This is a genomic window from Arsenicicoccus sp. UBA2120 (assembly GCF_002330965.1).
In the GTDB taxonomy this organism is placed as follows: domain Bacteria; phylum Actinomycetota; class Actinomycetes; order Actinomycetales; family Dermatophilaceae; genus Arsenicicoccus; species Arsenicicoccus bolidensis.
Genome location: NZ_DCYC01000087.1, coordinates 24,429 through 50,962, shown reverse-complemented (window position 1 = coordinate 50,962; position 26,534 = coordinate 24,429). Strand labels below are relative to the sequence as shown.

The following is a 26,534-nucleotide window of genomic DNA, read 5'->3' as shown; positions in this document are numbered from 1 at the left end:
GCCGCACCGCCGCACCGCCGCGCCAACTCATCACCTCATCACGACAAGGAGCACCCGTGACGACCACCTGGGTCGACATCCCGCAGGACAGCCCGTTCGGCCTCGACGCCCTCCCCTACGGCTCGATGGACACCGGCGACGACTTCGCGCACCTCGGGGTGCGCATCGGTGACCAGGCCCTCGACCTCACGGAGGCCGTGACCGAGCTGCCCGGCGAGTGGTCCGACGTCGTCGAGGAGGGCAACCTCGACGTCCTGCTCGCAGCGGGACCGGAGGCGTGGGAGCGGCTGCGCGCCGACATCCAGACGTGGCTGTCCGACGAGGCCCACCGACCCGTCGTCGAGAAGTACCTCGTCGACCTGGAGGGCGTCACGATGCTGATGCCGTTCACCGTCGGCGACTACGTCGACTTCTATGCCTCCGAGAACCACGCGTCCAACATCGGCCGGATCTTTCGCCCCGACTCCGAGCCCCTCACGCCCAACTGGAAGCACCTGCCGATCGGCTACCACGGCCGCTCGCAGACCGTGATCGTGTCGGGCTCGGACATACCACGGCCGCAGGGCCAGCGGCGGACGCCCGACGGCGACGTCGTCTTCGGCCCGTCGATCCGCCTCGACATCGAGGCCGAGCTGGGCTTCGTCGTCGGCGTGGGGTCAGAGCGCGGATCCTCCGTCGCCGTGAGCGAGTTCGACCAGCACGTCTTCGGCGTGACCCTTACCAACGACTGGTCCGCCCGCGACATCCAGGCGTGGGAGTACGTCCCCCTCGGTCCCTTCCTCGGCAAGTCCTTCGCCACGTCGATCAGCGGCTGGGTGCTGCCGCTCGCGGCCCTGAAGGACGCTCGCATCGAGCCGCCAGCGCGCGACGTGCCGCTGCAGGACTACCTCAAGGACGTCCCCGACCAGCCCTGGGGCCTCGACATCGACATCGAGGTGCAGCTCAACGGCGAGGTCGTCTCCCGCCCGCCGTACGCCCAGATGTACTGGACCGGTGCGCAGATGCTCGCCCACACCACCATCAACGGCGCCTCCGTGCGCACCGGGGACTTCTACGCCTCCGGCACCATCTCGGGCAAGGAGGTCGACCAGCGCGGCGCCCTCATCGAGATGACCTGGGGCGGGCGCGACCCGATCACCTTGTCCGACGGCTCCACGAGGACGTTCCTCGAGGACGGCGACGAGATCGTGCTGACGGCCACCGCACGCGGGCGCGACGGCCGCCGCATCGGCCTCGGCGAGTGCCGCGGCCGCATCACCCCTGCCCGCTGACCTCTCCACCCTGCGGGGGAGCCGTCCCACGGATCTCGTCCGCGAGACGGATCCCCCGCCCAGGGTGGGGCCCTAGGTTCGAGTCATGGACAACACGCCGACCAAGACCACCAGCAAGACCACCAAGCAGAACGCCATGACGATCGCCCTCGCAACGGCCATCGGTGTCGTCCTGGCGATGACCACGGACAACTGGAGCCTGCTGGCCATCGCCGTGGCCGTCGGCTGCGTCTTTGCCGGGCTGCCCCTCGTCGGGCGCCGCAAGGACCAGCCCACCGACGCGCCCACCGAGGGTCGGGACGACTCCACCCCCACCCCGCTGCGCAGCTGAACGCCGCCCTGCGCCCGCTGCCCGCCGCCTTACCCGCACCGGCCCAGGCTGCGGGCGCTCCGGCATACCGGCCGCTTGGCGTCAGGTCACGGTCAGGACACGCTCAGCCTCAGGTCCCACTCCGGACGAGACCATATGCGCGTCGTTGCATAGTGTGTGCCGACGTCGCGCCCGCGACCGCCCGTCATCACCACGGCGGCCCCGATCTCGCACGAACGGACCCCCATGAACGCGATCCACGACGGCATCCTCGTCGCCAACGACAAGCTGACCTGGCTGCTGATCGTCCTGCTGGCGGCCGCCGGCATCCTCTTCACCCTGTGGAGCAAGGGCGCCCAGTTCCGCCGCTTCGGGACGATGGTCAAGGTGGCCATCGGCTCGCGCAGCGGCGGCGGGGAGGGCATCTCCAGCTTTCAGGCCTTCTGCATCTCGCTGGCGTCCCGCGTCGGCACCGGCAACATCGTCGGCGTGGCCATCGCCCTCGCGCTGGGTGGTCCGGGCGCGATCTTCTGGATGTGGGTCATGGCCTTCCTTGGCATGGCCACCGCGTTCGTCGAGGCGACGCTCGCCCAGCTCTACAAGGTGCCCCACACCGACGGCACCTTCCGCGGCGGCCCGGCCTACTACATGCAGCGCGGGCTGAAGTCCCGCCCGATGGGCATCGCCTTCGCCATCTGCCTGATCTTCACCTTCGGCCTGGCGTTCAACATGGTGCAGGCCAACACGATCGCCGGCGTCGTCGAGGGCACGTGGGGCATCCCCACCTGGATCACCGCGATCGTCCTGGTCGTCATCACCGCGGCCATCGTCCTCGGCGGGCTCAAGTCCGTCGCCCGCGTGACGGAGTACATGGCGCCGCTGATGGCGCTCGCCTACTTCCTGCTCGCCCTCACCGTGCTGGTGCTCCGCATCGGCGAGGTCCCCGACGCCATCGGCGACATCTTCAAGGGCGCCTTCGGCCTCGACCAGGCGCTGGCCGGCACCGCCGGCGGCATCGTCGCGGCGATGCTCAACGGCGTGAAGCGCGGGATGTTCTCCAACGAGGCGGGCATGGGCTCGGCCCCGAACGCCGCGGCCGCCGCCACCACCTCGCACCCCGCCCACCAGGGCATGGTCCAGGCGCTCGGTGTCTTCATCGACACGATCATCGTCTGCACCTCGACCGCCGTGATGATCCTGCTGGCCGGCCCCGAGGTCTACACGCCCGGGGTCACCACGCGCGACCAGGCGGCGACGCTCACGCAGACCGCCCTGGCCAGCGAGCTCGGCTCGTGGGTCGCCCCTGTCATGGCCTTCCTGATCTTCGTCTTCGCGTTCAGCTCGGTCATCGGCAACGAGACCTACGCCGAGGTCAACATGGACTTCATGCGTGGCGGCAAGGTCGGCGCGTTCGCGATCCGACTGCTCACCATCGGTGCCGTGGCCTGGGGCGCGCTGCAGAGCCTGGCCTTCGTGTGGGACCTGGCGGACCTGGCCATGACCTTCATGGCGGTGCTCAACCTGGTCGCCCTCATGGCGCTCGGCAAGCACGCGATCGCCGCGCTGCGCGACCTCGAGTCCAACCCGGACCCGGTCAACGCGGGCTTCGACCTCGACGACAACCCCTACATGCCGGACGACGTCCCCGGCGAGGTGTGGCGCCTTCGCCCGGGTCACGCGCCCGGCCAGTGGTTCGCGCCCAACGACGTCCACGAGGACGCCGACGTCTGACGGCAGGGCCCGAGGCGGTCGTCAGCACGTCCCGTCCGGGAGCGCCCCCTTGACGAGGAAGGTCTTGCCCTCGTCGCGCGACTCCAGGTCGTAGACGATCGCCTCGCGGCTCTGCCCCCTGGGCTTCGGCTTGCGGTCGAGCCCCACGGTGACGTCCTTGCCCTTCTCGTCGAGCATGCGGACGTCACCGACGCTGCACACGCGCATGGAGGTCACCGGCCGGGGCCAGATGGAGTACTGCACGCGCTTTATCGACTCGAACCTGCGCTGGCCGACCATCCGGTTGCCGCCGGCCTCGATGCTGCGGCTCATGGCGTTGTGCTGCTCGAGATACTCCGGGGTGAGGAAGTCCGCCGAGGCCACCGGCCCGTCGACAGGGAGCTTCTCGAGCTTGCGCAGCGCGGCCTCGGAGGCGGTGAAGGCGTTCTGCAGGGCCTCCTCCGAGCCACCGGCGGCGGCCTTCTCGGTGCTGCACCCGGCGGCCCCGAGGGCGACGGCGGCGAGGACCCCGACGACGACGTCGGCGCGAGGGCGGCTGAGGCGGTGCGTCATGGCTGCGATCTCCCGGGGTGGAGGGCGGAGCGCTGGCCTGCAGCGCCCACGGGCACGGTGCGTCGTGACGCTATCGGCCCGCCCGCCGTCCCACTACCCGTGAGTAACTACGCCACCTGCCTGCACCACTCCAGTCGCTGTGCGTCGCCATACGACCACTTCCCGGCTCCAGGACCTCCCTCAGGTAGGCACATCCGCCCGGGTTGGCACGCCAGGCCGATGTGACGACCTGAGGTAGTCACACCAGCCCGGGTCCGGCAGATCGACCCGGCTTCGACACATCGACCGGCCTTGGGAACATCAGCCTGGGGGACTAAGGCGGGTCGATGTGACTACCTGAGGTAGGTCTAGATGTCGACGGTGAGCTCGTGGCGGGGGTTGAGGTCGTCGGGGCCGCCGTAGTCGCCTCCGGGCGTGACGATCGTGCCCGCCTCGCCCTCGATCATGGCGGCCACGTCCTGCAGCCGGCCGATGCCCGCGAGATCACCGGTGAGCTCCACGAACCGGCACACAGCCTCGACCTTGGGGCCCATCGACCCCGCGGGCAGGTCCATCGCCCGCAGCATCCCCGGCGTCGCGCGCGTGATCGGCCGCTCGTCGTCCGTGCCGAAGCCCTCGACCACGTGCGCCACGTCGGTGAGGATGAACAGCGCGTCCGCCTCGAGCGCCTCGGCGAGCCGCCCGGCGGTGAGGTCCTTGTCGACGACCGCCTCGACGCCCTTGAGCTTGCCCTTGTCGTCACGGATGACGGGTATGCCGCCACCGCCCGCACAGACCACCACCGCACCCGACGACAGCAGCAGCCGGATGATGCGGGTCTCGACGATGCGCTGCGGCGTCGGCGAGGCGACCACGCGGCGCCAGCCCTTGGTGTCCTGCTTGACCTCCCAGCCGCGCTCCTCGGCCTTGGCGCGCGCCTCGGCCTCGGTGTAGGTCTCGCCGACGAACTTGGTGGGGTCCTTGAACGCCGGGTCGTGCGCCATGACCAGGGTCTGGTTGACCATCGCGGCGACCTGGCGGCCGGGCAGGGCGTTCTGCAGGGACTGCAGCAGCCAGTAGCCGATCATCCCCTGCGTCTGCGCCCCCAGGGCGTCGAAGGGGAAGGGCTCGGACAGGTTGGGGTCGTTGGCGGACTCCAGCGCCAGCACCCCGACCTGCGGGCCGTTGCCGTGGGTGATCACCAGCTCGTGCTCCTCCGCGAGCGGCGCGAGGGCCCGGGCCGCGGCCTTGGCGCGCTCGAGCTGCGTGGACGCGTCGGGCTTCTCGCCCCGCTCGAGCAGGGCATTGCCGCCGAGGGCGACGACGATGCGCACGGGTCAGTCCCCCAGGGTGGCGACGAGGATCGCCTTGATCGTGTGCATGCGGTTCTCGGCCTGGTCGAAGACGATCGACGCGTCGGACTCGAAGACCTCGTCGGTGACCTCGAGGGCCTCCATGCCGGTGGCCTGGAAGATGTCCTCGCCGACCTTGGTCGCGCGGTCGTGGAAGGCCGGCAGGCAGTGCATGAACTTGACCTGCGGGTTGCCGGCCGCCTCCATCGTGGCCTGGTTGACCTGGTAGTCCTTGAGCAGCGCGATCCGCTCGTCCCAGACCTCCTTGGGCTCGCCCATCGACACCCACACGTCGGTGTAGAGGAAGTCCGCGCCCGCCACGCCCGCCTCGACGTCGTCGGTGATGGTGATGCGGGCGCCCGTCTTGTCCGCGATCCCGCGCGCCATGGCCACGACGTCGGAGGAGTTCTGCAGCGTCGTGGGCGCCACCATGCGCACGTCCATCCCGGCCAGCGCGCCCGACACCAGCAGCGAGTTGCCCACGTTGTTGCGCGCGTCGCCGAGATAGGCGAACGCGATCTGCGACAGCGGCTTGTCCGAGTGCTCCGTCATCGTCAGCTGGTCGGCGAGCATCTGGGTGGGGTGCCACTCGTCGGTCAGGCCGTTCCACACCGGGACGCCCGCGAACTCGCCGAGGGTCTCGACGAGGGCCTGCGCGGAGCCGCGGTACTCGATCCCGTCGTACATCCGGCCGAGGACGCGGGCGGTGTCCTTCATCGACTCCTTGTGCCCGATCTGCGAGCCGCTCGGCTCGAGGTAGGTGACGCCCGCACCCTGGTCGTGGGCCGCCACCTCGAACGCGCAGCGGGTGCGCGTCGAGGTCTTCTCGAAGATCAGGGCGATGTTCTTGCCCCGCAGGCGCGGCTGCTCGGTGCCGGCGTACTTGGCCGCCTTGAGGTCCGCCGACAGCTTCAGCAGGTGCCGCCACTCGGCGGGCGTGAAGTCGACCTCCTTCAGGAAGTTGCGGTGGCGCAGGGTGAACGACATCAGATGTCCTCTCGCTCGATCGGGCAGCTCATGCAGCGCGGGCCTCCACGGCCCCGGCCGAGCTCGCTCCCCTTGATGGTGACCACCTCGACACCGTTGTCGCGAAGGTGGTTGTTGCTCGTGACATTTCGCTCGTAGGCGATGACCACGCCGGGACGGACGGTGAGCACGTTGCACCCGTCGTCCCACTGCTCGCGCTCCGCGGCCGCCAGGTCCTGGTCAGCCGTCAGGGTGCGGATGTCGTCGAGGCCGATCGCTCCCGCGATCGCCTTGTGCATGTCCTCGGGCGCGTGCGACCGGACCTGCAGCCGGCCCGGCTCGTCCCCGGGGGTGAGCGTGTAGGCCGGGAGCATCCCCAGCCCGGCGTACTTGGTGAACGTCTCCTCGTCGACCATCGACATGACGGTGTCGAGGTGCATCATCGCCCGGCCCTGCGGCATGGCGATCGCGACGACGCTGGTGGCGGCGTGCGCGTTGAACAGCTGCTGCGCCAGGCGCTCCACCGCCTGCGGGGTCGTGCGCTCCGACATACCGACGAGGACCCCGCCTCGCCCCAGCACGTGCACGTCGCCGCCCTCCATCGAGGCGAGCCCGGTGCCGAGGCCGTCCGACCAGCGGGTGAGGGAGTGGTCGCCGCCGGACAGCTCCGGGTGCCAGTGATAGATCGCCTCGTAGTGCAGGGACTCGCGCACCCGCGCCGTCATGCGCATCGAGTTGATCGACACCCCGCCGTAGACCCAGCAGGTCGTGTCCCGCGTGAACAGGTGGTTGGGCAGCGGCGCCAGCACGAACTGGTCGCGCCCCATCGAGTGCAGGACCAGCGAGGCGGGCTCGTGCGGCATACGGCCGAGCATCTCCTGCTTGGTGATCCCGCCGATGAGCACCGAGGCGAGCTCCCCGGAGCCCATGCCGGACAGGACCTCGAGCATCGGGTCGATGGCCTGCGGCCCGAAGACCTCGTCGTCGAGGAGGTGGTCGAACAGGAACTGGCGCGCGGCCGGGTGCTCGAGCGTCTCGGTGAGGATGTCCTGCAGGTAGAGGACCTCGACATCGAGGTCGCGCAGCGCCTGGGCGAACTCGTCGTGCTCCTTCTGCGCCTCCTCGAACCACGGCAGGTCGTCGAAGAGCAGGGCCTCCTTGTTGCTCGGCGTGAGGCGCGCCAGCTCACGGTCCGGGCGGTGCAGCAGCACCCGGCGGAGCTGGCCGACCTCGGAGCCGACATAGGCTCTGCGCTCGCTCGTCATCTGGGTTCCCTCGCTCGCTGGTTCTGGGTGGGACGCCCCGGCTCGAAGGCTTGCCCGCCGTGGTCCGCCCCTATCAAAGCGCAGAGCGGGCCCTGGGCCTACACCGGGGAGGGTGCCGATCTCGCTGGTCAGAGCGGGTGGTGAGTGTTCATGCTGCACCGGGTCGAGCGGCATACGGTATGCCGCAGATAGGTATGCGCGGCAGCGAATCCCGCCAGATGACGGGCACCCGGACGTGAGTCGACCGCCAGGCAGGCATACGGTGTATGCCGTGCCTCACCCATCGGCACGCTGGCCCCCGACGGCGTGGGCCACCGCACGACCCATCAGAGAGGAAGGCCACGCATCATGGCCACGATCGACGAGACCACCCCAGCACCGAGCAGACCCTCGTCGAGGGACGACCGAGGATTCGTCGGGCACCCGAAGGGCCTGGCCTGGTTGTTCCAGGTCGAGTTCTGGGAGCGCTTCTCGTACTACGGGATGAAGGCCATCCTCTTGTACTTCATCGTCGACACGGTCGCCAAGGGCGGTCTCGGGATCAAGCCGACGACCGGTGAAGCCATCGTCGCGACCTACGGCGCCGCGGTCTACCTCCTGGCCATCCCCGGCGGTCTGGCCGCCGACCGGCTGCTGGGCGCCTGGAGGTCCACGCTCTACGGCGGCATCATCATCATGGTCGGCCACATCTGCCTGGCCCTGCCGACCGTCGCCACCGCGTGGCTCGGCATCTGCCTGGTCGCCATCGGCACCGGGTTCATCAAGCCCAACCTGTCGACCATGGTCGGTGAGCTCTACGACCGCGACGACCCCCGCCGCGACGGCGGCTTCCAGATCTTCTACATGTCGATCAACATCGGCGCCTTCCTGTCCCCCCTCATCGTCGGCTTCCTGCAGGGCCGCTGGGGCTACCACGTCGGCTTCTCCGCCGCGGCCGTCGGCATGGGCTTCGCGATCCTGTCCTTCATCGCCGGCAAGAAGGCCCTGCACGGCATCGGCTCCACCGTCCCCAACCCCCTGACTGGCAAGGACGGCGCCCGCGTCGGCGGCGTCGCCGTCGCCGTGGTGGTGGGCACCGCGGTGCTGTACCTCCTGTTCAACGCCCTCGAGGGCGGCGCGACCACCGCGGCCATCGTCGACACCGTCGCGGCGCTGTCGATCATCGCGGCCGTCGCCTACTTCGTGATGATGTTCCGCAGCCCCAAGGTCGACGCGACCGAGCGCAGCCACCTCGCGGCCTACATCCCGCTGTGGGTCGGCGGGGCGCTGTTCTTCATGATCTTCGAGCAGGCCGCCGTCAAGATGGCGAGCTTCGCCAAGAACAACACCCAGCTCGAGGTCGGCGGCCTCACCGTCAACCCGGCGTGGTACCAGTCGATCAACCCCTTCGCGATCGTCATCCTCGCCCCGATCGTGGGCTGGTTCTTCACCCGTCGCGCCGGCCGCTTCCCGCAGACGCCGGCCAAGTTCGCGCTGTCGGTCGCCCTCATCGGCCTGTCCGCCATGGTGATGGGCTGGGCCTTCGGCACCTGGACCGGCGGCTCCGCGCTGGCACCGTTCTACTTCCTCGGTCTCGTCTTCGTCATGCAGACGGTCGCCGAGCTGTTCCTGTCCCCGGTCGGTCTGTCGGCCACGACGATGCTGGCCCCCAAGGCCTTCGCCAGCCAGGCCATGGCGCTCTGGCTGCTGACCTCGGCCGTCGGCCAGGGCATCGCCGCGCTGCTCATCAAGGGGATGGCCGGCCTGTCCGACGCGGCCTTCTACTACACCCTCGGCGGCATGACGCTGGCCTGCGCGGTCATCCTGTTCGCGCTCGTGCCGTGGACGCAGCGCAAGATGAAGGACGTCGAGGACATGCGGCGCGAGGCCTCCGACGCGGCGCGCGCAGCCCGGGCGCACTGACGGCGCCCCACCCGCAGCGGCGCTCGCTAGAGTGCCGCCCATGCGCAGGCTGACCGAGCGGCAGGAGCACCTGGTCGAGGTGCTCCTGCTGCTCGGTCTGTCCCTGGGCTCCTCCGCGATCTACTCGATCCTGCGGATCATCGAGCGGACGACCCGCGAGGTCGCCCTCAACCAGCAGACCTCCACCCTCAACCAGTCGGTCACACCCGACCGCCCCTGGCTCGACCTCGCCTACCAGCTGACCGGGATCGCCCTCGGCGTGGTCGCCCCCGCGATGGCGGTCTTCCTCCTGCGCCACCGCCGCCCACCCGCCGACCCGCGCATCGGGTGGGACCGGCGTGAGCCGGGCCGCGACGCCGCGCACGGCGCCCTCCTGGCGGCGGGGATCGGCATACCAGGTCTGGGTCTGTATCTCCTCGGTCGCCACCTCGGGATCACCACCGAGGTGGTCGCGGCCGACCTCACCTCGACCTGGTGGACGATCCCGGTCCTCGTGCTGGCGGCCCTGCAGAACTCCGTGCTCGAGGAGGTCGTCGTCGTCGCCTACCTCCTCGGGCGACTGCGCCAGGCCGGTATGCCGGACCGCCTGGCGCTCGTGCTGTCCGCCCTCCTGCGCGGGAGCTACCACCTCTACCAGGGCTTCGGGGCGTTCCTCGGCAACGCCGTGATGGGCCTGGTGCTGGGCGCCTACTACCAGCGGCGCGGCCGGGTCATGCCGCTCGTCGTCGCGCACACGCTGCTCGACGTGGTCGCCTTCGTCGGCTACACGCTCGCCAAGGGCCGTCTCGGCTGGCTCTGACCCTCTCGGCACGCTCCTGGCTCGTCGCACGCCGGTAATCGATGCAGGACTAACGTCACATCACCCGAATGCCCTCCAATAGTTACGCTTCCGGCGCACCGCGACCTGTGCGTCACGGACGGCGTCGGGTGCAGAACCCGTCGCACGCCCGACGCCCGCAGTCCTGGGAGGTGTCCCGTGTCGCAGACCTACGGCCGTCACCGCGGCAGCTCCAGCGACCGGGTGGGCAACGTCGCCGCCGCCATCATCGCCCTCGCCGCCCTCGGCGGGGTGGGGGGTCGTGGCCGTGCAGGGGCGCGCCGGCTCGGGGACCGGGGACGGTCGGGGAGCCACGGCCGGGGGTGCAGGGGCCGACGGGTTCGCGGCAGGCCGAGGTCCGCACGTGCGACGACGCCACCACGATCTATGCCTCCCCCGCCCTGACCGACGCCCTCGCCCAGGTCGCCGACGACTATCGCGTCGCGCAGCGATCGGCCTGCGCCCGGGTGGCGGTGCAGCAGGCCGCGGGGCCCGCCGCACTCCCCGGGCTGCTCTCCTCGGACCGGGCCGCGCTGTGGCTCGCCCGGTCCGAGGGGGACGTCGCCGCCCTCCCCAGCTCCGTGAGGCGCACCGCCCCGCAGCTGGTCGCCAGCACCCCCGTCGTCCTCGCGATGCCCTCGGCCATGGCCGACACGGGCACCTGGGGCTGGCCACCCGGCCGCTCACCCCCGACGCCTGGCGTTCGTGGATGCTGGGGCGGTCGACCTGGGCCCAGACCGGGCACCCCGAGTGGGCGTCCTTCTCGATCCGTATGGCGGACCCGGCGACCAGTCCCACCGCTGCCATCGGGTTCGGAGCCATGATCACCCTCGCCAACGGCGGGCCGCTCGCCAAGGCGCCGGACTACGCGGAGCCGAGCGACAAGGACCTCGCCGTCATCAAGGTCGAGCACCGCATCACCTCGCTCGCCGGCAACGACGGGGACGTGCTCCCTGACCAGGACGACACCCTCTCCGAGGTGACCTCCCGCGCCTCGGCCTATGTCACCACCGAGAGGGCCGTCGCCGCGGACAACGCCGTGGACCCGACGGTGCCGCTGGCCGCCGTCCCCCTCGCCGGCGGCGCCGCCTCCGTGCCGCTGTCGGTGCTGGGGGTGGGAGCGACCGCCGACGACGCTCCGGGCGCTGCCTCGGCGCGGGGGTTCCGGGCCTACCTCACCTCGGCGTCCGGCCTGGCCGCCCTGCGCGCGGCCGGCCTGAGGGCGCCCGACGGCGCCGCGCCCACCGATCACCCCGCCGGCGTCGCCTATGCCGCGCCGCTGCGTCCCGCCGCCGTGCCGCTGCCCGTGCTGCAGCAGACCGTGCAGGCCTGGCGGGGCATGCACTCCCGCATCTCCTCGATGGTGCTCGTGGACGCCTCGGGGTCGATGAACCAGCACTTCGCCGGCGGGGCGACGAGCCGCATCGACCTGGTCCGCGGCCTCGCGGGCAACGTCTACCAGACCGCGTCGCCCCGGGCCCGCTCCGGCGTGTGCTTCTTTCACACCTGCAACGAACTCGGGACACCCCTGATCGAGCGCCCCACCGACCTCGCCGTCAACGAGAGCGCCGACGCCGGCCGCCAGCACATCGACGTCGTGGTGCAGGCCATGAGCAACGTCACCATCAAGGGTGGGACGCCCCTCTACCAGGCCGTCCGCGAGGCCTACGCCTACACCCTCGACGAGTACGACCCCGGCTACGTCAACCAGCTCGTGATCCTGTCCGACGGCGCAAACCGCGACACCACCAGCCCGGACACGCTCGGCCAGCTCCTCACCTACCTCAACGAGGCCAAGGACCCCCAGCGACCCGTCAGGATCATCTGCCTGGGCTACGGCGCCGAGGCAGACATGGGGGCGTTGCAGGCCATCGCCAGCGCCACCGGTGGCCGTGCGGCCCAGGTCAACAGCCCGTCCGAGATGAAGGCGGCCGTCAACCTGGCGCTCTTCTCGCTCTGACCCCCGCCGCGCGCCTCCGCACCCGTCACGGTGACGGCACAACCTGGCCCCCAGCTCACAGATGCGGGGCCCGGCGTCGGGCATGACGGAGGCCCGGCCCCCGCGTGGGGAGCCGGGCCTTCGTCGTGGCTACCTGTCGTCGAGCAGGGCTCGACGGGTCAGATCAGGCTGATCAGCGACCGACCTTGCCGTCGTTGTCGCGGTCCAGCTTGTCCTTGATCTTGTCGCCGAGGCCGACCTTGCCGTCGTTGTCGTTGCCGACCCCGTCACGCAGGCCACCCTCGCGGACGCCGCCCTCGCGCTCGACCTCGATCTCCTCCTTGCGGACGTCCTCGGTGACGCGCTGCTGCTCGGTCACCGTCTCCTTGCCCAGGGAGACCTGCTCCTTGGCCACGACGTCCTTGTCGACGACGACCTCGTCGGCCTTGAGGTGGACCTCGGCGGTCTCGTCGCCACCGATGCGGCCGCCCTCACCGTCACGGATGGGGGTGCGCTCGACGCGGACCTCCTCGTGGGTCACCGGGACCGTGACCGACTCGCGCTCGGTGCGGACGTGCTTGCGCAGGCGCACGCGGCCGGCCTCGCGCTCGCGGGTCCCGACCCGCAGCTCCTCCTCGGAGCGGGTCATCGTGTTGTCGCCCTGGGTGCGGTCGCGGTCGGCCAGGGGACGACCAGCGGTCGCGTCGGCGTCGCCGTCAGCGCCGTGGTCGTTGCGGCCGGCAGTGGCGTCCGCGTCGCCGTCAGCGCCGTGGTCGTTGCGGCCGGCAGTGGCGTCCGCGTCGCCGTCAGCGCCGTGGTCGCCGCCACGGGTGCCGGCAGCGGCGTAGCCCTCGTCGTAGTCGTGGCCGTAGTAGCGGTAGAGCTCGCGCTCCTCGTCGGCGTCCAGGTGACGGTCGGCGTCCACGCGGGGGGCGTCCTTGACCTTGTCCTTGGAGAACGGGACGCGGATGGTGTCGCCATCGACCTGCGCGTCGTCGAGCGGGATGAAGGTGTTGGACGTGCCGAACAGGCCGGTGTTGACGGTCACCCAGGACGGGTTGCCGGTGCGGTCGTCGTTGTAGACGTCGCCGACCTTGCCGATCTTGTCGCCGTTGTTGTCGACGACGGTGCCGTTGAGGACCTGCTCGATGTGCTCGTTGGAGAACATGGTGGGGTTCCGCCTTTCGTTGGTTACCAAGTGCCGGATGACGCCGTCGCCGTGGACGACGGTGCCCCGCTGCTCGTAACTTGCCCAGGCCCGTCAGGCGGCAAACCCCCGAGTCCAAAAAATCTCGATACGGTCACGTGGCCACGTCTGCGCAGGTCACTGGCCTGCGGACGGCGCCCGAGGCGCCGCGAGCACGGGCGGCGGCGGCTCCGAGACGGCGCGGACGACGGGCCTCAGGTCCAGCCACCACTGGTCCTTGGGACGACGGTGCGCCATGTCCATGAGCTCGAGCATCCGCGCCATGGGCGTGGCCTGCACCCGGCCCGCGACGAGGCCGACCAGCTGCGCCTCGCGGCCCCCTGCGGCGAGCTGCTCGGTCAGCAGGTCCACCGCGTGCGCCACGAGCCGCGTCGCCAGCACCCGGTCGAACGGCGAGGGGTCGCCGCCCTGCTGCAGGTGACCGAGGACCGCCTGGCGCACGTCATACCTCTCCTGCCCCTCCTGGTCGAGGAGACGGGCGAGGAAGTCCGTCGTGTACTGCTCGCTCGCGCGCTCGTTGCGGATGGCGAGGTAGAGGCGGCGTCCGGCGTCGAAGGAGGAGCGCAGGCGGTGCACGTCGTCCTGCAGGTCGTCGAGGGTGATGCCCTCCTCGTGCAGGTAGACGCGCTCGGCGCCGCTCGCCAGCCCGCTCATCAGCGCGAGGTAGCCGCAGTAGCGCCCCATCGTCTCGACCACGAAGCAGCGCCGTCGCGCGGAGGCGGACTGCTTGATCCGGTCGACGGCCTCGACGATCGCGTTGAGCGCGGTGTCGGTGCCGATGGCCAGCTCGGACCCCGGCAGGTTGTTGTCGATCGAGGCGGGGACGCACACCACCGGGATGCGGAAGGCCGGGTACCGGTCCCGCTCCTCCCACAGGCGGTGCGCCCCCTGGTAGCCGTTCCAGCCGCCGACGACCAGCAGCGCGTCGACGCGGGCGGCTTCCAGGCTGCGACCGATGGCATAGAGGTCCTCGATCTCGGGGACCGTGCGGCGGATCCCCAGCTCGGCACCCCCGATGGAGGTCCATCCCTCGACGTCGCCCCAGGTCAGCTCCTCCACCTGGCCGTCGCGCAGGCCGGGGAAGCCGCCGCGCACGCCGAGCATCGTGTGCCCGCGGTCGATCCCGAGGCGCACGGCGGCGCGGGCGGCGGTGTTCATGCCGGGGGCGAGCCCGCCGGCGTGCAGGATCGCGACGCGTCGGGGCGACTCGCCCTCAGCCAGGGCGGGGACCGGCGGTTCCGACATCTCGGTGAAGACCTGGGTCATCTCGGTGAACGACCCTCCCCGCAGCCGCATCGCCTCCGCGTAGTCGCCACCGGCGATGGCCGCCGGGACCTCCCGGGTGCGCTCGACGGCCTCCATGAGGGGGACCTTGGCGATGCGGTTGCCCCGTATGCCGACCACGTGGGCCACCGACCCCGGGGTCGCCGCCAGGACCTCCTCGGCCGCGGCGTAGCCCAGCCAGGTCGACGCCCACCGGTCGAAGGCGCTGGGCCGGCCACCCCGCTGCACGTGCCCGAGGATCGTCACGCGGGTGTCCTCGTCGAGGCGTTGCTCGATCGTGTCGCGCACGTACGCCGCCGTGATGGGGTTGCCCTCGCGGTCCTGGGCGCCCTCGGCCACCACGACGATCGAGTCCCGGCGACCGGCCGCGCGCCCGCGCCGCAGCTCGGCGCACATGCGGTCCTCCCAGCCGTCGGCGGGCGGGTTCTCGGGGATGAGGGCGTAGTCGCAGCCGCCCGCGATGGCGCTCATCAGCGTGAGGTAGCCGCAGTGCCGGCCCATCACCTCGACCACGAAGCTGCGCTGGTGGCTGGCCGCCGTGCTGGCGATGGCGTCGATGGCGTCGACGATCCTGTGCAGCGCGCTGTCCGCGCCGATGGTCATGTCGGTGCCCACCAGGTCGTTGTCGATGGAGCCGACGAGCCCGGCGATCATCAGGGCGGGGTGCGCGTCCGCGAGCGCCTGGTCGATGCGCCCGGTGTCGGCCAGCTCGGCGAGCAGCCCGGGCCACTCCTGGCGGAACAGGTCGAGCCCGCTCAGCGAGCCGTCCCCACCGATGACGATGAGCCGGTCGATGCCGCGCTCCACGAGGTTGGCGGCGGCGCGCAGCCGGCCCGCGCGCTCGCGGAAGTCCTTGCTGCGGTAGGTCCCGATCATGGTGCCGCCGCGGTGCAGGACGTTGCCGACGTCGTCCCAGCCGACCTGGCGGATGCCGTCGCCGCCGTCGACCATGCCCTGGTAGCCCTCGAAGATCGCGAAGACCTCGGCCCCGAGGTGAAGGGCGGTGCGGACGGCGCCGCGCACCGCGGCGTTCATGCCCTGCGCGTCACCGCCGCTCGTCAGGACGGCGATGCGGGGGACGGTCTCCACGGGGCTACCTCCGGCTGCGTGCGCGACTGGGCTGACGGTCCACGTCCACGACGGGGCGGACGGTCCTCGCCTCCATCCAACCGTGCCCGCCCGGGCGCCGCGCCCCGAGGGGGGTGATACGCGTTCGTCCGGGCTGGTGAGGCCCACTAACCTGGGACCCATGGTTGCCCCGATCGACGCCCTCGCCCCGGCCGTGCAGTCCGCCCTCGTCGCCGCGTTCGGCGAGGACGTGCGAGGGGCGGACCCCGTGGTGCGACCCAGCCAGTTCGCCGACGTGCAGGTCAACGCCGCCATGGCCCTGGCCAAGCGGCTCGGTCGCAAGCCGCGCGACGTCGCCGACGCCATCGTGGAGCACCTCGAGACGGGCGACCTCATCGCGTCCGCCGAGGTCAGCGGACCGGGCTTCATCAACGTGACCTTCAGCGACGCGTGGATCGCCCAGCAGGTGCAGGCCGCCCAGGCGGACCCGCGGCTCGGCGTGGCCACCCAGCCGGCCGAGATCATCCCCATCGACTACTCCGCGCCCAACGTCGCCAAGGAGATGCACGTCGGCCACCTGCGCACGACGATCATCGGCGACTCGCTCGCCCGCACCCTCGAGCACCTCGGCCACACCGTCATCCGGCAGAACCACGTCGGCGACTGGGGCACCCCCTTCGGGATGCTGGTCGAGCACCTCCTCGAGGTCGGCGAGGACTCCCCCGAGGCGCACGTCGTCGAGACCGACCCCAACGCGTTCTACCAGACAGCCCGCGCGAAGTTCGACGGGTCCGAGGACTTCGCGACGCGCGCCCGTGCCCGGGTCGTCCGGCTGCAGGCCGGCGACCCCGAGACGCTGCGGCTCTGGGGCAAGCTCTACGACCTGTCCAAGGTCTACTTCAACAGGGTCTACTCCACCCTCGGCGTGACCCTCACCGACGCCGACCTGGCCGGCGAGTCGTCGTACAACGAGGACCTCCCCGGCATCTGCGCCGACCTCGAGGCCAAGGGCATCGCGACCATGGACGACGGCGCGCTCGTCGTCTTCCTCCCCGGCTTCACCGGCCGCGAGGACAAGCCCGTCCCGCTGTTCATCCGCAAGTCCGACGGCGGCTACGGCTACGGCACCACCGACCTGGCGACGGTCAAGCACCGCGTGGAGGACCTGCACGCCGACCGGATCCTGTATGTCGTGGGCGTGACCCAGAGCCTGCACCTGCAGATGGTCTACGAGACCGCGCGGCAGGCGGGCTACCTGCCGAAGGACCCCGCCGAGGTGCAGGTCGAGCACGTCAAGATCGGCTCGGTCCTCGGCGAGGACCGCAAGATCCTCAAGACCCGGTCCGGCGCCCCCCTGCGCCTCATGTACCTCCTCGACGAGGCCGTGCAGCACGCCCGCGCCTACATCGACGAGGCGCGCCCCGAGCTCCCCGAGCAGGAGCGGGCCGACATCGCGCGGATGGTCGGCATCGGGGGCGTGAAGTATGCCGACCTGTCGGTCGCCCACGACTCGGACTACGTCTTCGACCTCGACCGGATGCTCGCGCTCACCGGCAACACCGGCCCCTACCTGCAGTACGCCACGGCCCGGCTGCGGTCCATCCTGCGCAGCGCCGGCGTGGACCCCGAGGCGCAGGACGCCCCCGTGCTCGTCACCGAGCCCGCCGAGCGCGAGCTGGCCCTCAAGCTCCTCGACCTCGACGGCGTCCTGGCGCAGGTCGGCGCGATCTACGAGCCGCACCGCCTGTGCACCTACCTCTTCGAGCTGGCCCAGACCTTCTCGTCGTTCTACGAGGCGTGCCCGGTGCTCAAGGCGGACGACGAGCAGACCCGGGCGTCGCGCCTGACGCTCTGCGCCCTCACGCTCCGCACCCTCGTGCAGGGCCTGGACCTGCTCGGCGTGGAGGCTCCCGAGCGCATGTGACCGACCCCACGTGGGGCGGGCTCTCGGCATACGGCCCAGTCCCCCGCAGGGGGCAGGGTGAGGTTAGCCTGTGTGCCATGGCTCACAAGCGCCCCCACGTGGTGATCATCGGATCCGGATTCGGCGGGCTCTTCGCCGCCCAGGAGCTCAAGGACGCCGACGTCGACGTGACGATCGTCGGCAAGACCGTCTACCACCTGTTCCAGCCCCTGCTGTACCAGGTCGCCACCGGCATCCTCAGCCCCGGCGAGATCGCTCCCAGCACGCGCGAGGTGCTCAAGGGCCAGCGCAACGCCAAGGTCATCATGAGCGAGGTCACCAGCATCGACGTCGACGCCCGCACGGTGACGGCCGAGGCGCTGCAGCACGAGACGACCCTGCACTACGACTACCTGATCGTGGCCGCCGGCGCCGGCCAGTCCTACTTCGGCAACGACCACTTCGCGGTCTACGCCCCCGGGATGAAGACCATCGACGACGCCCTCGAGCTGCGCGCCCGCATCTTCGGCGCCTTCGAGGTCGCCGAGCTGTCCGAGGACCCGGCCGAGCGCGAGCGGCTGATGACCTTCGTGGTCGTCGGGGCCGGACCGACCGGCGTCGAGATGGCCGGACAGATCAAGGACCTTGCGACCAACACCCTCAAGGGCAACTTCCGCTCCATCGACTCCACGCAGGCCCGCGTGATCCTCATCGACGGGGCCCCTGCCGTCCTCGGGGCGTTCGGCGACAAGCTGTCCAGCCGCGCCAAGGCCGAGCTCGAGCGCATCGGCGTGGAGGTCATCCTCGACGCCCTGGTCACCGACGTGAACTCGGAGTCCGTGACGTACAAGCGCAAGGACGGCTCGACCGAGCGCATCGGCGCCGTCTGCAAGGTGTGGGCGGCCGGCGTCCAGGCCAGCCCCCTCGGAGCCACCCTCGGCAAGCAGACCGGCGCCGAGGTGGACCGGGCCGGCCGCATCTCGGTCAACCCCGACCTGACGCTGCCGGGGCACCCCGAGATCTTCGTCGTCGGCGACATGATGAGCCTCGACAAGCTGCCCGGCGTCGCGCAGGTCGCGATCCAGGGTGGCCAGCACGCCGCGCGGACCATCGCCTCCGAGCTGGGCGGCACCCGCGACACCTCGCCGTTCCAGTACAAGGACCGCGGGTCGATGGCCGTGATCAGCAAGTTCGGCGCCATCGCGAGCATCGGCAAGATCAAGCTGACGGGCTTCCCGGCGTGGCTGGCCTGGCTGTTCGTGCACCTCATCAACATCGTGGGCTTCAAGCACCGGGTGACGACGCTGATGCACTGGGCCATCGCGTTCCTGTCCACGGGTCGGGCCGAGCGCACGACCACGCGCCAGCAGCTCGTCGGACGCCTCGCGGTGAGCCAGCTCGGCAGCCAGTTCCAGCCGACGATCGGCGGCGTGCGCCTGCCCCTCGAGCAGCCCTACGACCCCGAGGCCGCCGACCGCCGCACCCGCTGACCCGCCCCCGGCCGAGGCATCGACCGGCCTACGTCCCCCAGGCGGGTGTGACGGAGGCCGGTCGATCTGTCTGCGGCCCCGCCGGGCGCAACGGGCGGGCTCCAGCGCTCGTGGCGGGCTCCAGCGTTCGTGGCGTGCTGCAACGTGCCACCCACGCGGTAGATCGCCACCGACGCTGGAGGCCGCCACCCAGGAGGGTGTGGCCGAGGACCGTGGTCAGACGGGGCGCTCGGCGCCGCGGCGCTCCTCGAGGTGCTTCATGGCGGGCGTCGCCAGCACGCCGTGCACCATCACGCTCACCACGATCGCAAAGGTCACCGTCGCCCACAGCGCCTTCTGCTCCGGCCACTCGTGCTGAGCCGTCGCGAAGGCCATGTAGAACACGGAGCCGATGCCGCGGACGCCGAACATCGCGGTCACGACCTTCTCGCGCGAGCCCAGCTGCTTGGTGCCGATCAGCGAGACCCAGCCGCACAGGGGGCGGATGACGAGCACGAGGGCGACGGCGACGAGCATGCCCTGCCAGCTCAGCGCCGACAGCTGCCCCGACGACAGGGAGGCGCCGAGCAGCAGGAGGATCAGCAGCGTCAGCACGGACTCGACGTGCTCGATGGCGTCGTGGAGCCGGCCGTGGTACTCGTGGCCGCGCTCGGCAGCGCGCAGCGTCACCGCGCAGACGAACACGGCGAGGAAGCCGTAGCCGTGCAGGACCTCGGCCAGTCCGTAGACGGTGGCGACCAGCGCCAGCCCGAGCATCGGCTCACCGACGTCCGCGAGGCGCAGGTTGTCCCACTGCGCGCGGAACGCCACCTTGCCGAAGACCCAGCCGCCCGCCAGCCCGACGAGCGCGCCGATGGCGATCTTGCCGACCAGCTCCATCCCGATCCAGTGCCAGCCCCACTCCGCGACCGGCCCCTTGGTGGCGAGGAACAACGCGAACCACACGAACGGGAAGGCCAGGGCGTCGTTGAGCCCGGCCTCGGACGTGAGGGCGAAGCGCACCTCGTCGTCCTCCTCCTCGGGGCTCTCCTCCTCGCCGCTGACGCTCGGCCCGGCGACCTGCACGTCCGACGCGAGCACCGGGTCGGTGGGAGCGAGCACGGCGCCGAGCAGGATGGCGGCGGCCGGTGACAGCGCCAGCGCCCACCAGCCGAGCAGTGCCACGGCAGCGATGCACAACGGCATCGCTATCCCGAGCAAACGCCAGGTCGGTCGCCAGGCCCTCCAGGCGAACGGCCGGTCGATGGCCAGGCCGACGCCCATGAGGGAGACGAGGACGCAGACCTCGGCGACGTGCTGGGTGATGGTCTGCTGGAAGACGGGCGCGATCGGCTCGTCGCCGGGCAGGAACCAGCCGACGGCGATGCCGACGAACAGCACCACCATCGGGGCGGAGATGGCGCGCTCGCGCAGGAGCCTCGGCAGGAAGGCACCGAGCAGCAGGCCGATCCCCGCGACGAGATAGACGACCCCGGTGACCACCTCAGCCGCGCCAGGTCAGCGCGGGCAGGCCGGACACACCAGGCCGTATGGCGCACACCCCGCCGGCCAGGGGGTCGTCGCCATCGTCGAGGCCCTCTCTGGAGGTGGTGATGTAGAGGGTGCCGAGGTCGTCGCCGCCGAAGGTGCAGGCGGTGACCTGCCGGGCGGGGACCTGCACGACCTCGTCGAGCCGTCCCTGCGGGGTGTAGCGGCGCACCTCGCCGTCGCCGTTCATCGCCATCCAGACCCCACCCTCGGCATCGACGGTGAGCCCGTCGGGGCTGCCGTCCGGACCGAGGTCCACGAGCGTGCGGGGGGCCTCGATGGCGGCGGTCCCGTCATACGGGAAGGAGATGACCCGGTGGGTGGCGGTGTCGGCGTAGTAGCCGGTCGCGCCATCGGGGCTCCAGACGATGCCGTTGGAGACGGTGACGGGGTCGAGGGCCACGTGCGCGGACAGGTCCTCGTCCATGACGTAGAGGGTGGCGGCGTCGGGCTGCTGGTCGTAGGCCATCGACCCGACCCAGAACCGGCCGTCCGGGTCGCAGCCGCCCTCGTTGAGCCGGATGCCGTCGGGCACGAAGGTCGGGCCGACCGTGAGCTCGGTCAGGTCGTCGCGCCGGGTGCTGGCGACGGCCCGCTCGAGCGCCAGGACCGCGCCACCGCCCTCGCGTGGGCGCAGGCAGGCGACGACGGTGCCGACGTGGGTGCGGGTGGGCTCACCGTCGGGCCGCAGGGTCATGACGTCGCCGGCGAGCATGTCCACCCACCGCAGCCCCCACGAGGGCCACCAGACCGGCCCCTCGGCGTGGTAGCAGATGGGATCGGTCACGGGGTCGGCGCGCATGGGCCTCACCCTAGGCGAGCGCGTGCGGGCTGCGGGTCCTACGCTGGCGAGATGGTTGACCAGATCGCTGACAGCACGGCTGGCGAGGGGCACGAGCTGGCTGCGGAGGCCGCCGTCGAGCGGGCGCGGGAGCTCGCGGCGCGGCCCGGGCGCCGGGTCCTCGGCATCACCGGGGCCCCGGCCGCCGGCAAGTCGACGCTCGCGGAGCTGGTGGCGCAGGCCGTGCCGGGCGCCGTGGTGGTGGGGATGGACGGGTTCCACCTCGCGCACAGCGTGCTCGAGGCCCGCGGCGACGTCGCCGACAAGGGCGCACCGTGGACCTTCGACGCCGAGGGGTATGTCGCACTGCTGCGTCGCCTGGTCGCGGAGCCCCCGGTCGCGGTGTGGGCGCCGGAGTTCCGCCGCTCGGTGGAGGACGCCGTCGCGGGCGCCGTGCTGGTCCCGCCCGACTGCCCGTTGGTCGTGACGGAGGGCAACTACCTGCTGCTGCAAGAGGATCCGTGGACCGCCGTGCACGTGCTCTGCGACGAGGTGTGGTTCGTCGACGTGCCGGAGCGGCTGCGCGTCGAGCGGCTCGTCGACCGGCACGTGCAGTTCGGTCGGACCCGCGACGCGGCGCTGACCCGCGGGACGGAGGGCGTGGACGCCGCCAACGCGCGGCTGGTCGCGGCGACGCGCGGGCGCGCGGACGTGGTCGTGGTGCTCGAGTGAGTGATGGGGCGGGTCCACGCGTCATCTGCGTGGGGCTGACGACGCTCGACGTCGTGCAACGCGTCAGCGAGCCGGTCGTCCTGGGCGGCAAGTCCCGCTCGGACGCGGTCGAGCTCGTGGCTGGAGGTCCGGCGGCCAACGCCGCAGTGACGGCGGCGGCGTTGCTGCACCGTGGTGCTGTGACCCTGATCAGCGCGGTCGGGACAGGCGTGGCAGCCGACGTGGTGCGGGCGGACCTCACGGCGTGCGGGGTGCGCCTCGTGGACCTGGTGGCGCCGGATCACGGTGGGGCGGGCGGTGCGGCGCGTGGTCCGGCACGTGGTCCGGCACGTGGCGGGGTCGCCGGTGGGGACGGTGGCGCCTGGGCGCTTCCGGTGGCCACCTGCGTCGTCCACGCCGACGGGGAGCGGACGGTCGTCTCGCCGGGCGCGCAGAGTTCCACGTGGAACCTCTCCGACGAGGCGCGCGACGAGATCGCCCGCGCCGCAGCCGTGCTCGTCGACGGGCACCACCCGGTGGCCGGCGAGGCCGCGTTGCACCTGGCCCGGGCCGGACGCGTGACGACGGTGCTGGACGCGGGCAGCGTCAAGGCCCACGTCGAGGGCTGGCTGCGGCTGGTGGACGTGGCGGCGGCCTCCTCGGCATACGGCCGTCAGCTGGGACTGCACCCGTCCGGCACCCTGGACCACCTGCTCGAGTCGGGCTGCGGCACCGCGCTGGTCACCGACGGGCCACGAGCGGTGCGCTGGCGGTCCGCGCGAGGAGGGAGCGAGGGCGCGGTGACGCCGCCCGCGGTCACGGCCGTCGACTCCCTCGGGGCGGGGGACGCGTTCCACGGGGCGCTGGTGGCGGCGCTGGCGCAGGGGCAGGCGCTGCCCGGCGCGGTCGGGCTGGCCTGCCGGGTGGCCGCGGTCCGGGTGTCGCACGCGTCGTCCCGTGGCTGGCTCGCCGACATCCCGACAGCGCTGGGACCACGCCCCTGAGCGGACCTGCCGGCGGCGGGATCATCAGCCTGGGGAACGACGGCCGGTCGATGTGACCGCCGCCGGTAGGTTGGGGAGGACGTCCCGACCAACGAAGGAGCAGCCATGTTCACCGGCATCGTGGAGGAGCTCGGCTCCGTGGAGGCCGTCGAGCTCGGCGCGGACAGCGCCGTCCTGACGGTGCGCGGCCCCCTGGTCGTGAGCGACGCGACGCACGGCGCCTCGATCGCCGTCAACGGGGTGTGCCTGACGGTGGTGGCGCACGACGAGGCGACCTTCAGCGTGGACGTGATGCGCGAGACCCTCGACCGCTCGAGCCTCGGTGCGCTGCAGGCGGGCTCGCCCGTCAACCTCGAGCGCGCGATGCCCGCCGGGGGCAGGTTCGGGGGGCATGTGGTGCAGGGGCACGTGGACGGGACCGCCACGATCGTGCGCCGCGAGCCCGGGGACCGCTGGGAGGTCGTGACCTTCTCGCTGCCGCCGGAGCTTTCGCGCTATGTCGTCGAGAAGGGGTCGATCACGGTCGACGGCATCTCCCTCACGGTGAGCGCGGTGGACGACGCGACCTTCGCGGTGTCGCTGATCCCGACGACGCTCGAGCTGACCACGCTGGGCCGCAAGCAGGTCGGGGACCCGGTCAACCTCGAGGTGGACGTGATCGCCAAGTACGTCGAGCGCCTCATGACCCGCTAGCCGCTCGCCGCTACCTACGCGCCCCTCGCCACTCCCCGCTCGTCAACAGCCGCTAGCCCTCCTCGGCCAGCGTCGACGCGTTGAACCGCACGGCCTGAGCCCCCCCGATGGCCGCCTCGAGGCGCATCCGCAGCAGGGCCGTGTCGTTGGACGACAGCGCCCGCCACTCCGGCGCGTCCCGGTGCGGACCCACGGCGCTGAGGTGCCGCCACAGCTCGGTCGCGGACGCGAGCGCGGCGTCGACCCGGGCAGGAGCGGGTGCCGGCCCCTCGTCCGCCCACCGCTGGCGCGGGCCGAGCGCCTGCTGCAGACCCGCGATCCGGCCGCGGACCTGGCCGGGCACGGTGCACGCGAGGTCCTCGTCGTAGAAGCCCGCACCCTCCGACCGCGCGTGGTCGAACCCCTGGGCGAGCGCCTCGGCGTCGCGCTGGTCGTCGGCGTCCGGCACGACCAGCCCGCGGCGGGCGAGCTCGACCGCGATCAGCCGGTCCTGGTGGTCGTAGACGCTGCTGACCTCCGCCCCGTCCTCGCCCTGGCGGGGGGCGCCACGTCCGTCGAGGACCCACCCACGGGTGCCCGGCGCGTGCCGCAGCGTGACCGGTGACCCCGTGGGCGCCAGCCGCTCGAGCGCCTCGTGGGCCTCGTCCGCCAGGCACTGGACCCCGCCGTCGGACGTCCGGCGGGGTGCCTCGACCCCGGCGAGGCGCACCAACCGCCGGTTGCGCATCGTCGTCACGTCGAGGACGTCCCCGCTCTGGGCGCCCACCACCCGCAACCGCTCACCGTCCGGCGAGCTGGTGATCCCCCCGCTGACCAGGCCGTATGCCGTCGCCGACGCCAGGCCTAAGCCTGCGAGGACAGTGAGGACCCGCAGGCCCCATCGACGTCGGCGGCCGGGCCTGGTCATCTGGTCCCTCCATGGCGTGGGTCGGGGACGGGGACGGGGGTCAGACCTGGCGGACGGCCTCGAACGGCGCGCGCGACGGCATCCGGTGCAGGATCGCCTGACGGACGAAATCCTTGGCGGTGCGGGCGGCGTCGAGCGGCGACGCGCCCTTGGCCAGCTCGGCGGTGACGGCGGCGGCGAGGGTGCAGCCGGCGCCGCTGACGGCCAGGTCGCCGATCTTGGGCGCCCTCAGCACCTCGAGGGTGGTGCCGTCGTAGAACACGTCGATGGCGTCGGGCCCCGTGAGCCGGACGCCCCCCTTGGCGAGGACGACGGCGCCGGAGCGCTCGTGGATGGCGCGGGCGGCGGCGACGAGGTCGTCCTCGCTCTCGATGGAGTCCATCCCGGACAGGGCCATCGACTCGAAGTGGTTGGGCGTCACGAAGGTCGCGAGCGGCAGCACCTGCTCCTTGAGCGCGGTGTCGGTGTCGAGCGCCGCGCCGGGCTCCTGCCCCTTGCAGATGAGCACCGGGTCGAGGACCAGGTTGCGGGGCCGCGCCTCGCGCAGGACGCCGGCGACGGTCTCGATCGTGGCCGGCGTGCCCAGCATGCCCACCTTGATCGTGTCGATGTCGTATGCCGCCAGCTCGGCCTCCAGCTGGTCGGCGATCACGCCCGGGTCCACCGGCACGAACCGGTGCCCCCAGTCGGCCTTGGGGTCGAAGGACACGATGCACGTGAGGGCAGCGATGCCGAAGGTGCCGAGCGCCTGGAAGGTCTTGAGGTCGGCCTGGGCTCCAGCGCCGCCGGTCGCCTCGGACCCGGCGATGGTCAGCGCGATGGGAGCGGCCTCGGCCGCGGCGACAGCGTGAGGTGTGGTCATGCCCACAGTTTCTCACCGACCGGCGCCGCTGCGGGAGCTCAGCTCGCGTCGGCCTCGAAGCCGTTCTCGTGCTCCGGGTCGGCCGCGATCTCGACCAGCCGGGCGCGCAGGCCTCGGTCGAGGTCGTGCCAGCGCATCCCGCGCACCGCACCCTCGAGAGCCTGCAGGGACGTGGCGTCGTCGAACAGGCCCTGCTCGCGCATGTCACGCCACACGGCCTCCGACCCCCGCTCCCGCAGGGTCTCGGCGTCGGCGACCCCCACGGCCCGCAGTGCCGCGGCCAGCTTGGGACCGATGTTGGGCAGCGCCTCCACGCGCGTTCGGCTCCCGCTCACCATGTCCCCCATCGTTCCCGTGATTACTCTCAGCAGTCATCGTGCACAGACTCTGACCTGCGCCGATGGCTCTGACGTCGTCATCAAACTATCACTCTGCGTGATGTATGTGGTGCGTCGCCGCGCCCATCGGCCCCACCGCGCGGCCCTCGGTCGCTCCTGGCGCGCCACCCGCAGCCGGCCGCAGCGCGAGCTGCTGGCGCGATCCGCCCGTCGTGGAGCATTTCGGACAATTGACGTCCGGGACATCACTCAGGGTATCCGCGCGCATTCTTTGCGTCATTGTCAGGAGTGCATTGCTGGCCTTGTGTCCCAATTGCGCAGCCGCTGCGGCGCGCATTGTTCGAGGGGCGGGTCCGGGCTAGTCATTATCTCTACCAACACACGGTGACTGGACCATTACGTATTGCGACGGCCCCAGTCCTGGATCCTCCAGACGAGACGTTCATGCAGGTAGACGGCTTGTGAACGATGCCGGTCGCGGCCCGGGAGCGGTCACACAACGTGCTTGCTTCCTGACTAACCGCAATAGTTGATACCTGCTTCGGATCATTTGCCATTGATTTCTGAGATGCCTCGTGAATTCCCTCGTTGAATTGCTGTCAACGGGGGGAGCCGCACAGAACACCATCCGAGACCACGCTCGGCCCGGCGGCACAGCACATCAGACATCCAGGA

The 26,534-nt window shown here is 71.5% G+C and carries 22 protein-coding genes; 11 read left to right on the top strand and 11 right to left on the bottom strand.

All coding sequences use genetic code 11. From position 1 onward, the window contains the following. Positions 1 to 56 precede the first annotated feature (56 nt). From fahA to B2P18_RS14945, 3 genes are all read left to right on the top strand, one after another. Positions 57 to 1,271: a fumarylacetoacetase gene (gene fahA / locus B2P18_RS14955; protein ID WP_286961430.1), complete on the top strand. Its 1,215-nt coding sequence runs from the start codon at positions 57 to 59 to the stop codon at positions 1,269 to 1,271. 85 nt (positions 1,272 to 1,356) lie between these two features. Further along, positions 1,357 to 1,602 (top strand): hypothetical protein, encoded by a 246-nt coding sequence (locus B2P18_RS14950; RefSeq protein ID WP_286959136.1) that lies wholly within the window; start codon positions 1,357 to 1,359, stop codon positions 1,600 to 1,602. Between the two features lie 225 nt (positions 1,603 to 1,827). After that, a complete protein-coding gene (locus B2P18_RS14945) occupies positions 1,828 to 3,312 on the top strand; it encodes an alanine/glycine:cation symporter family protein (protein ID WP_029212443.1) in 1,485 nt (494 codons plus the stop codon). Between the two features lie 21 nt (positions 3,313 to 3,333). Here the strand turns inward: B2P18_RS14945 and B2P18_RS14940 are convergent, their stop codons facing one another. From B2P18_RS14940 to B2P18_RS14925, 4 genes are all read right to left on the bottom strand, one after another. Further along, positions 3,334 to 3,864, bottom strand: coding sequence for a hypothetical protein (locus B2P18_RS14940; RefSeq protein ID WP_019287446.1), 531 nt, complete (start codon positions 3,862 to 3,864; stop codon positions 3,334 to 3,336). 347 nt (positions 3,865 to 4,211) lie between these two features. Beyond that, positions 4,212 to 5,177: a carbamate kinase gene (locus tag B2P18_RS14935; protein ID WP_286961429.1), complete on the bottom strand. Its 966-nt coding sequence runs from the start codon at positions 5,175 to 5,177 to the stop codon at positions 4,212 to 4,214. A gap of 3 nt (positions 5,178 to 5,180) precedes the next feature. Further along, positions 5,181 to 6,182: an ornithine carbamoyltransferase gene (gene argF, locus B2P18_RS14930; RefSeq protein WP_239265649.1), complete on the bottom strand. Its 1,002-nt coding sequence runs from the start codon at positions 6,180 to 6,182 to the stop codon at positions 5,181 to 5,183. Beyond that, a complete protein-coding gene (locus B2P18_RS14925; RefSeq protein WP_286961427.1) occupies positions 6,182 to 7,426 on the bottom strand; it encodes an arginine deiminase in 1,245 nt (414 codons plus the stop codon). The genes argF and B2P18_RS14925 overlap by 1 nt, the downstream gene beginning before the upstream one ends. Positions 7,427 to 7,774: 348 nt before the next feature. Between B2P18_RS14925 and B2P18_RS14920 the strand changes: the two genes are divergently transcribed. From B2P18_RS14920 to B2P18_RS14910, 3 genes are all read left to right on the top strand, one after another. Continuing rightward, a complete protein-coding gene (locus B2P18_RS14920) occupies positions 7,775 to 9,328 on the top strand; it encodes a peptide MFS transporter (protein WP_286961425.1) in 1,554 nt (517 codons plus the stop codon). 40 nt (positions 9,329 to 9,368) lie between these two features. Next, on the top strand, positions 9,369 to 10,127 hold the full coding sequence (locus tag B2P18_RS14915) for a CPBP family intramembrane glutamic endopeptidase (RefSeq protein WP_286961423.1): 759 nt from the start codon (positions 9,369 to 9,371) through the stop codon (positions 10,125 to 10,127). Positions 10,128 to 10,407: 280 nt separating this feature from the next. After that, positions 10,408 to 12,105, top strand: coding sequence for a substrate-binding domain-containing protein (locus B2P18_RS14910; RefSeq protein ID WP_349677490.1), 1,698 nt, complete (start codon positions 10,408 to 10,410; stop codon positions 12,103 to 12,105). A 172-nt stretch (positions 12,106 to 12,277) separates the two neighbouring features. Here the strand turns inward: B2P18_RS14910 and B2P18_RS14905 are convergent, their stop codons facing one another. Beyond that, positions 12,278 to 13,252 carry a PRC and DUF2382 domain-containing protein gene (locus B2P18_RS14905; protein WP_286961421.1) on the bottom strand — a complete coding sequence of 325 codons (975 nt, stop codon included), beginning with the start codon at positions 13,250 to 13,252 and terminating at the stop codon, positions 12,278 to 12,280. A 156-nt stretch (positions 13,253 to 13,408) separates the two neighbouring features. After that, positions 13,409 to 15,664 carry a 6-phosphofructokinase gene (locus B2P18_RS14900; protein ID WP_286961420.1) on the bottom strand — a complete coding sequence of 752 codons (2,256 nt, stop codon included), beginning with the start codon at positions 15,662 to 15,664 and terminating at the stop codon, positions 13,409 to 13,411. Positions 15,665 to 15,824: 160 nt separating this feature from the next. On the opposite strand from B2P18_RS14900, the gene argS reads away from it, so the two are divergent. Beyond that, on the top strand, positions 15,825 to 17,567 hold the full coding sequence (argS, locus tag B2P18_RS14895) for an arginine--tRNA ligase (protein WP_286961418.1): 1,743 nt from the start codon (positions 15,825 to 15,827) through the stop codon (positions 17,565 to 17,567). Between the two features lie 77 nt (positions 17,568 to 17,644). Continuing rightward, positions 17,645 to 19,036: an NAD(P)/FAD-dependent oxidoreductase gene (locus tag B2P18_RS14890; RefSeq protein ID WP_239265666.1), complete on the top strand. Its 1,392-nt coding sequence runs from the start codon at positions 17,645 to 17,647 to the stop codon at positions 19,034 to 19,036. Between the two features lie 216 nt (positions 19,037 to 19,252). Here the strand turns inward: B2P18_RS14890 and B2P18_RS14885 are convergent, their stop codons facing one another. Both B2P18_RS14885 and B2P18_RS14880 read right to left on the bottom strand, forming a co-directional pair. Further along, positions 19,253 to 20,518: a cation:proton antiporter gene (locus B2P18_RS14885; RefSeq protein WP_286958826.1), complete on the bottom strand. Its 1,266-nt coding sequence runs from the start codon at positions 20,516 to 20,518 to the stop codon at positions 19,253 to 19,255. 1 nt (position 20,519) lies between these two features. Beyond that, positions 20,520 to 21,365, bottom strand: a complete 846-nt coding sequence (locus tag B2P18_RS14880) for an SMP-30/gluconolactonase/LRE family protein (protein WP_019287463.1) — start codon at positions 21,363 to 21,365, stop codon at positions 20,520 to 20,522. Between the two features lie 51 nt (positions 21,366 to 21,416). Here B2P18_RS14880 and B2P18_RS14875 point away from each other — a divergent pair, with 51 nt between their 5' ends. From B2P18_RS14875 to B2P18_RS14865, 3 genes are all read left to right on the top strand, one after another. Then, a complete protein-coding gene (locus B2P18_RS14875) occupies positions 21,417 to 22,076 on the top strand; it encodes a nucleoside/nucleotide kinase family protein (protein WP_286961415.1) in 660 nt (219 codons plus the stop codon). Then, positions 22,073 to 23,059: a PfkB family carbohydrate kinase gene (locus B2P18_RS14870; RefSeq protein WP_349677489.1), complete on the top strand. Its 987-nt coding sequence runs from the start codon at positions 22,073 to 22,075 to the stop codon at positions 23,057 to 23,059. The genes B2P18_RS14875 and B2P18_RS14870 overlap by 4 nt, the downstream gene beginning before the upstream one ends. 105 nt (positions 23,060 to 23,164) lie before the next feature. After that, on the top strand, positions 23,165 to 23,752 hold the full coding sequence (locus B2P18_RS14865) for a riboflavin synthase (protein ID WP_286958829.1): 588 nt from the start codon (positions 23,165 to 23,167) through the stop codon (positions 23,750 to 23,752). A gap of 52 nt (positions 23,753 to 23,804) precedes the next feature. On the opposite strand, the gene B2P18_RS14860 is transcribed toward B2P18_RS14865, so the two are convergent. The 3 genes from B2P18_RS14860 to B2P18_RS14850 are packed head-to-tail and all read right to left on the bottom strand — an operon-like array spanning position 23,805 to position 25,859. Beyond that, positions 23,805 to 24,659, bottom strand: coding sequence for a thermonuclease family protein (locus B2P18_RS14860; RefSeq protein ID WP_286961413.1), 855 nt, complete (start codon positions 24,657 to 24,659; stop codon positions 23,805 to 23,807). Between the two features lie 40 nt (positions 24,660 to 24,699). Then, positions 24,700 to 25,521, bottom strand: coding sequence for a hydroxymethylpyrimidine/phosphomethylpyrimidine kinase (locus B2P18_RS14855; RefSeq protein ID WP_286958831.1), 822 nt, complete (start codon positions 25,519 to 25,521; stop codon positions 24,700 to 24,702). 38 nt (positions 25,522 to 25,559) lie between these two features. Next, positions 25,560 to 25,859 (bottom strand): TfoX/Sxy family DNA transformation protein, encoded by a 300-nt coding sequence (locus tag B2P18_RS14850; RefSeq protein WP_286958832.1) that lies wholly within the window; start codon positions 25,857 to 25,859, stop codon positions 25,560 to 25,562. Positions 25,860 to 26,534 lie beyond the last annotated feature (675 nt).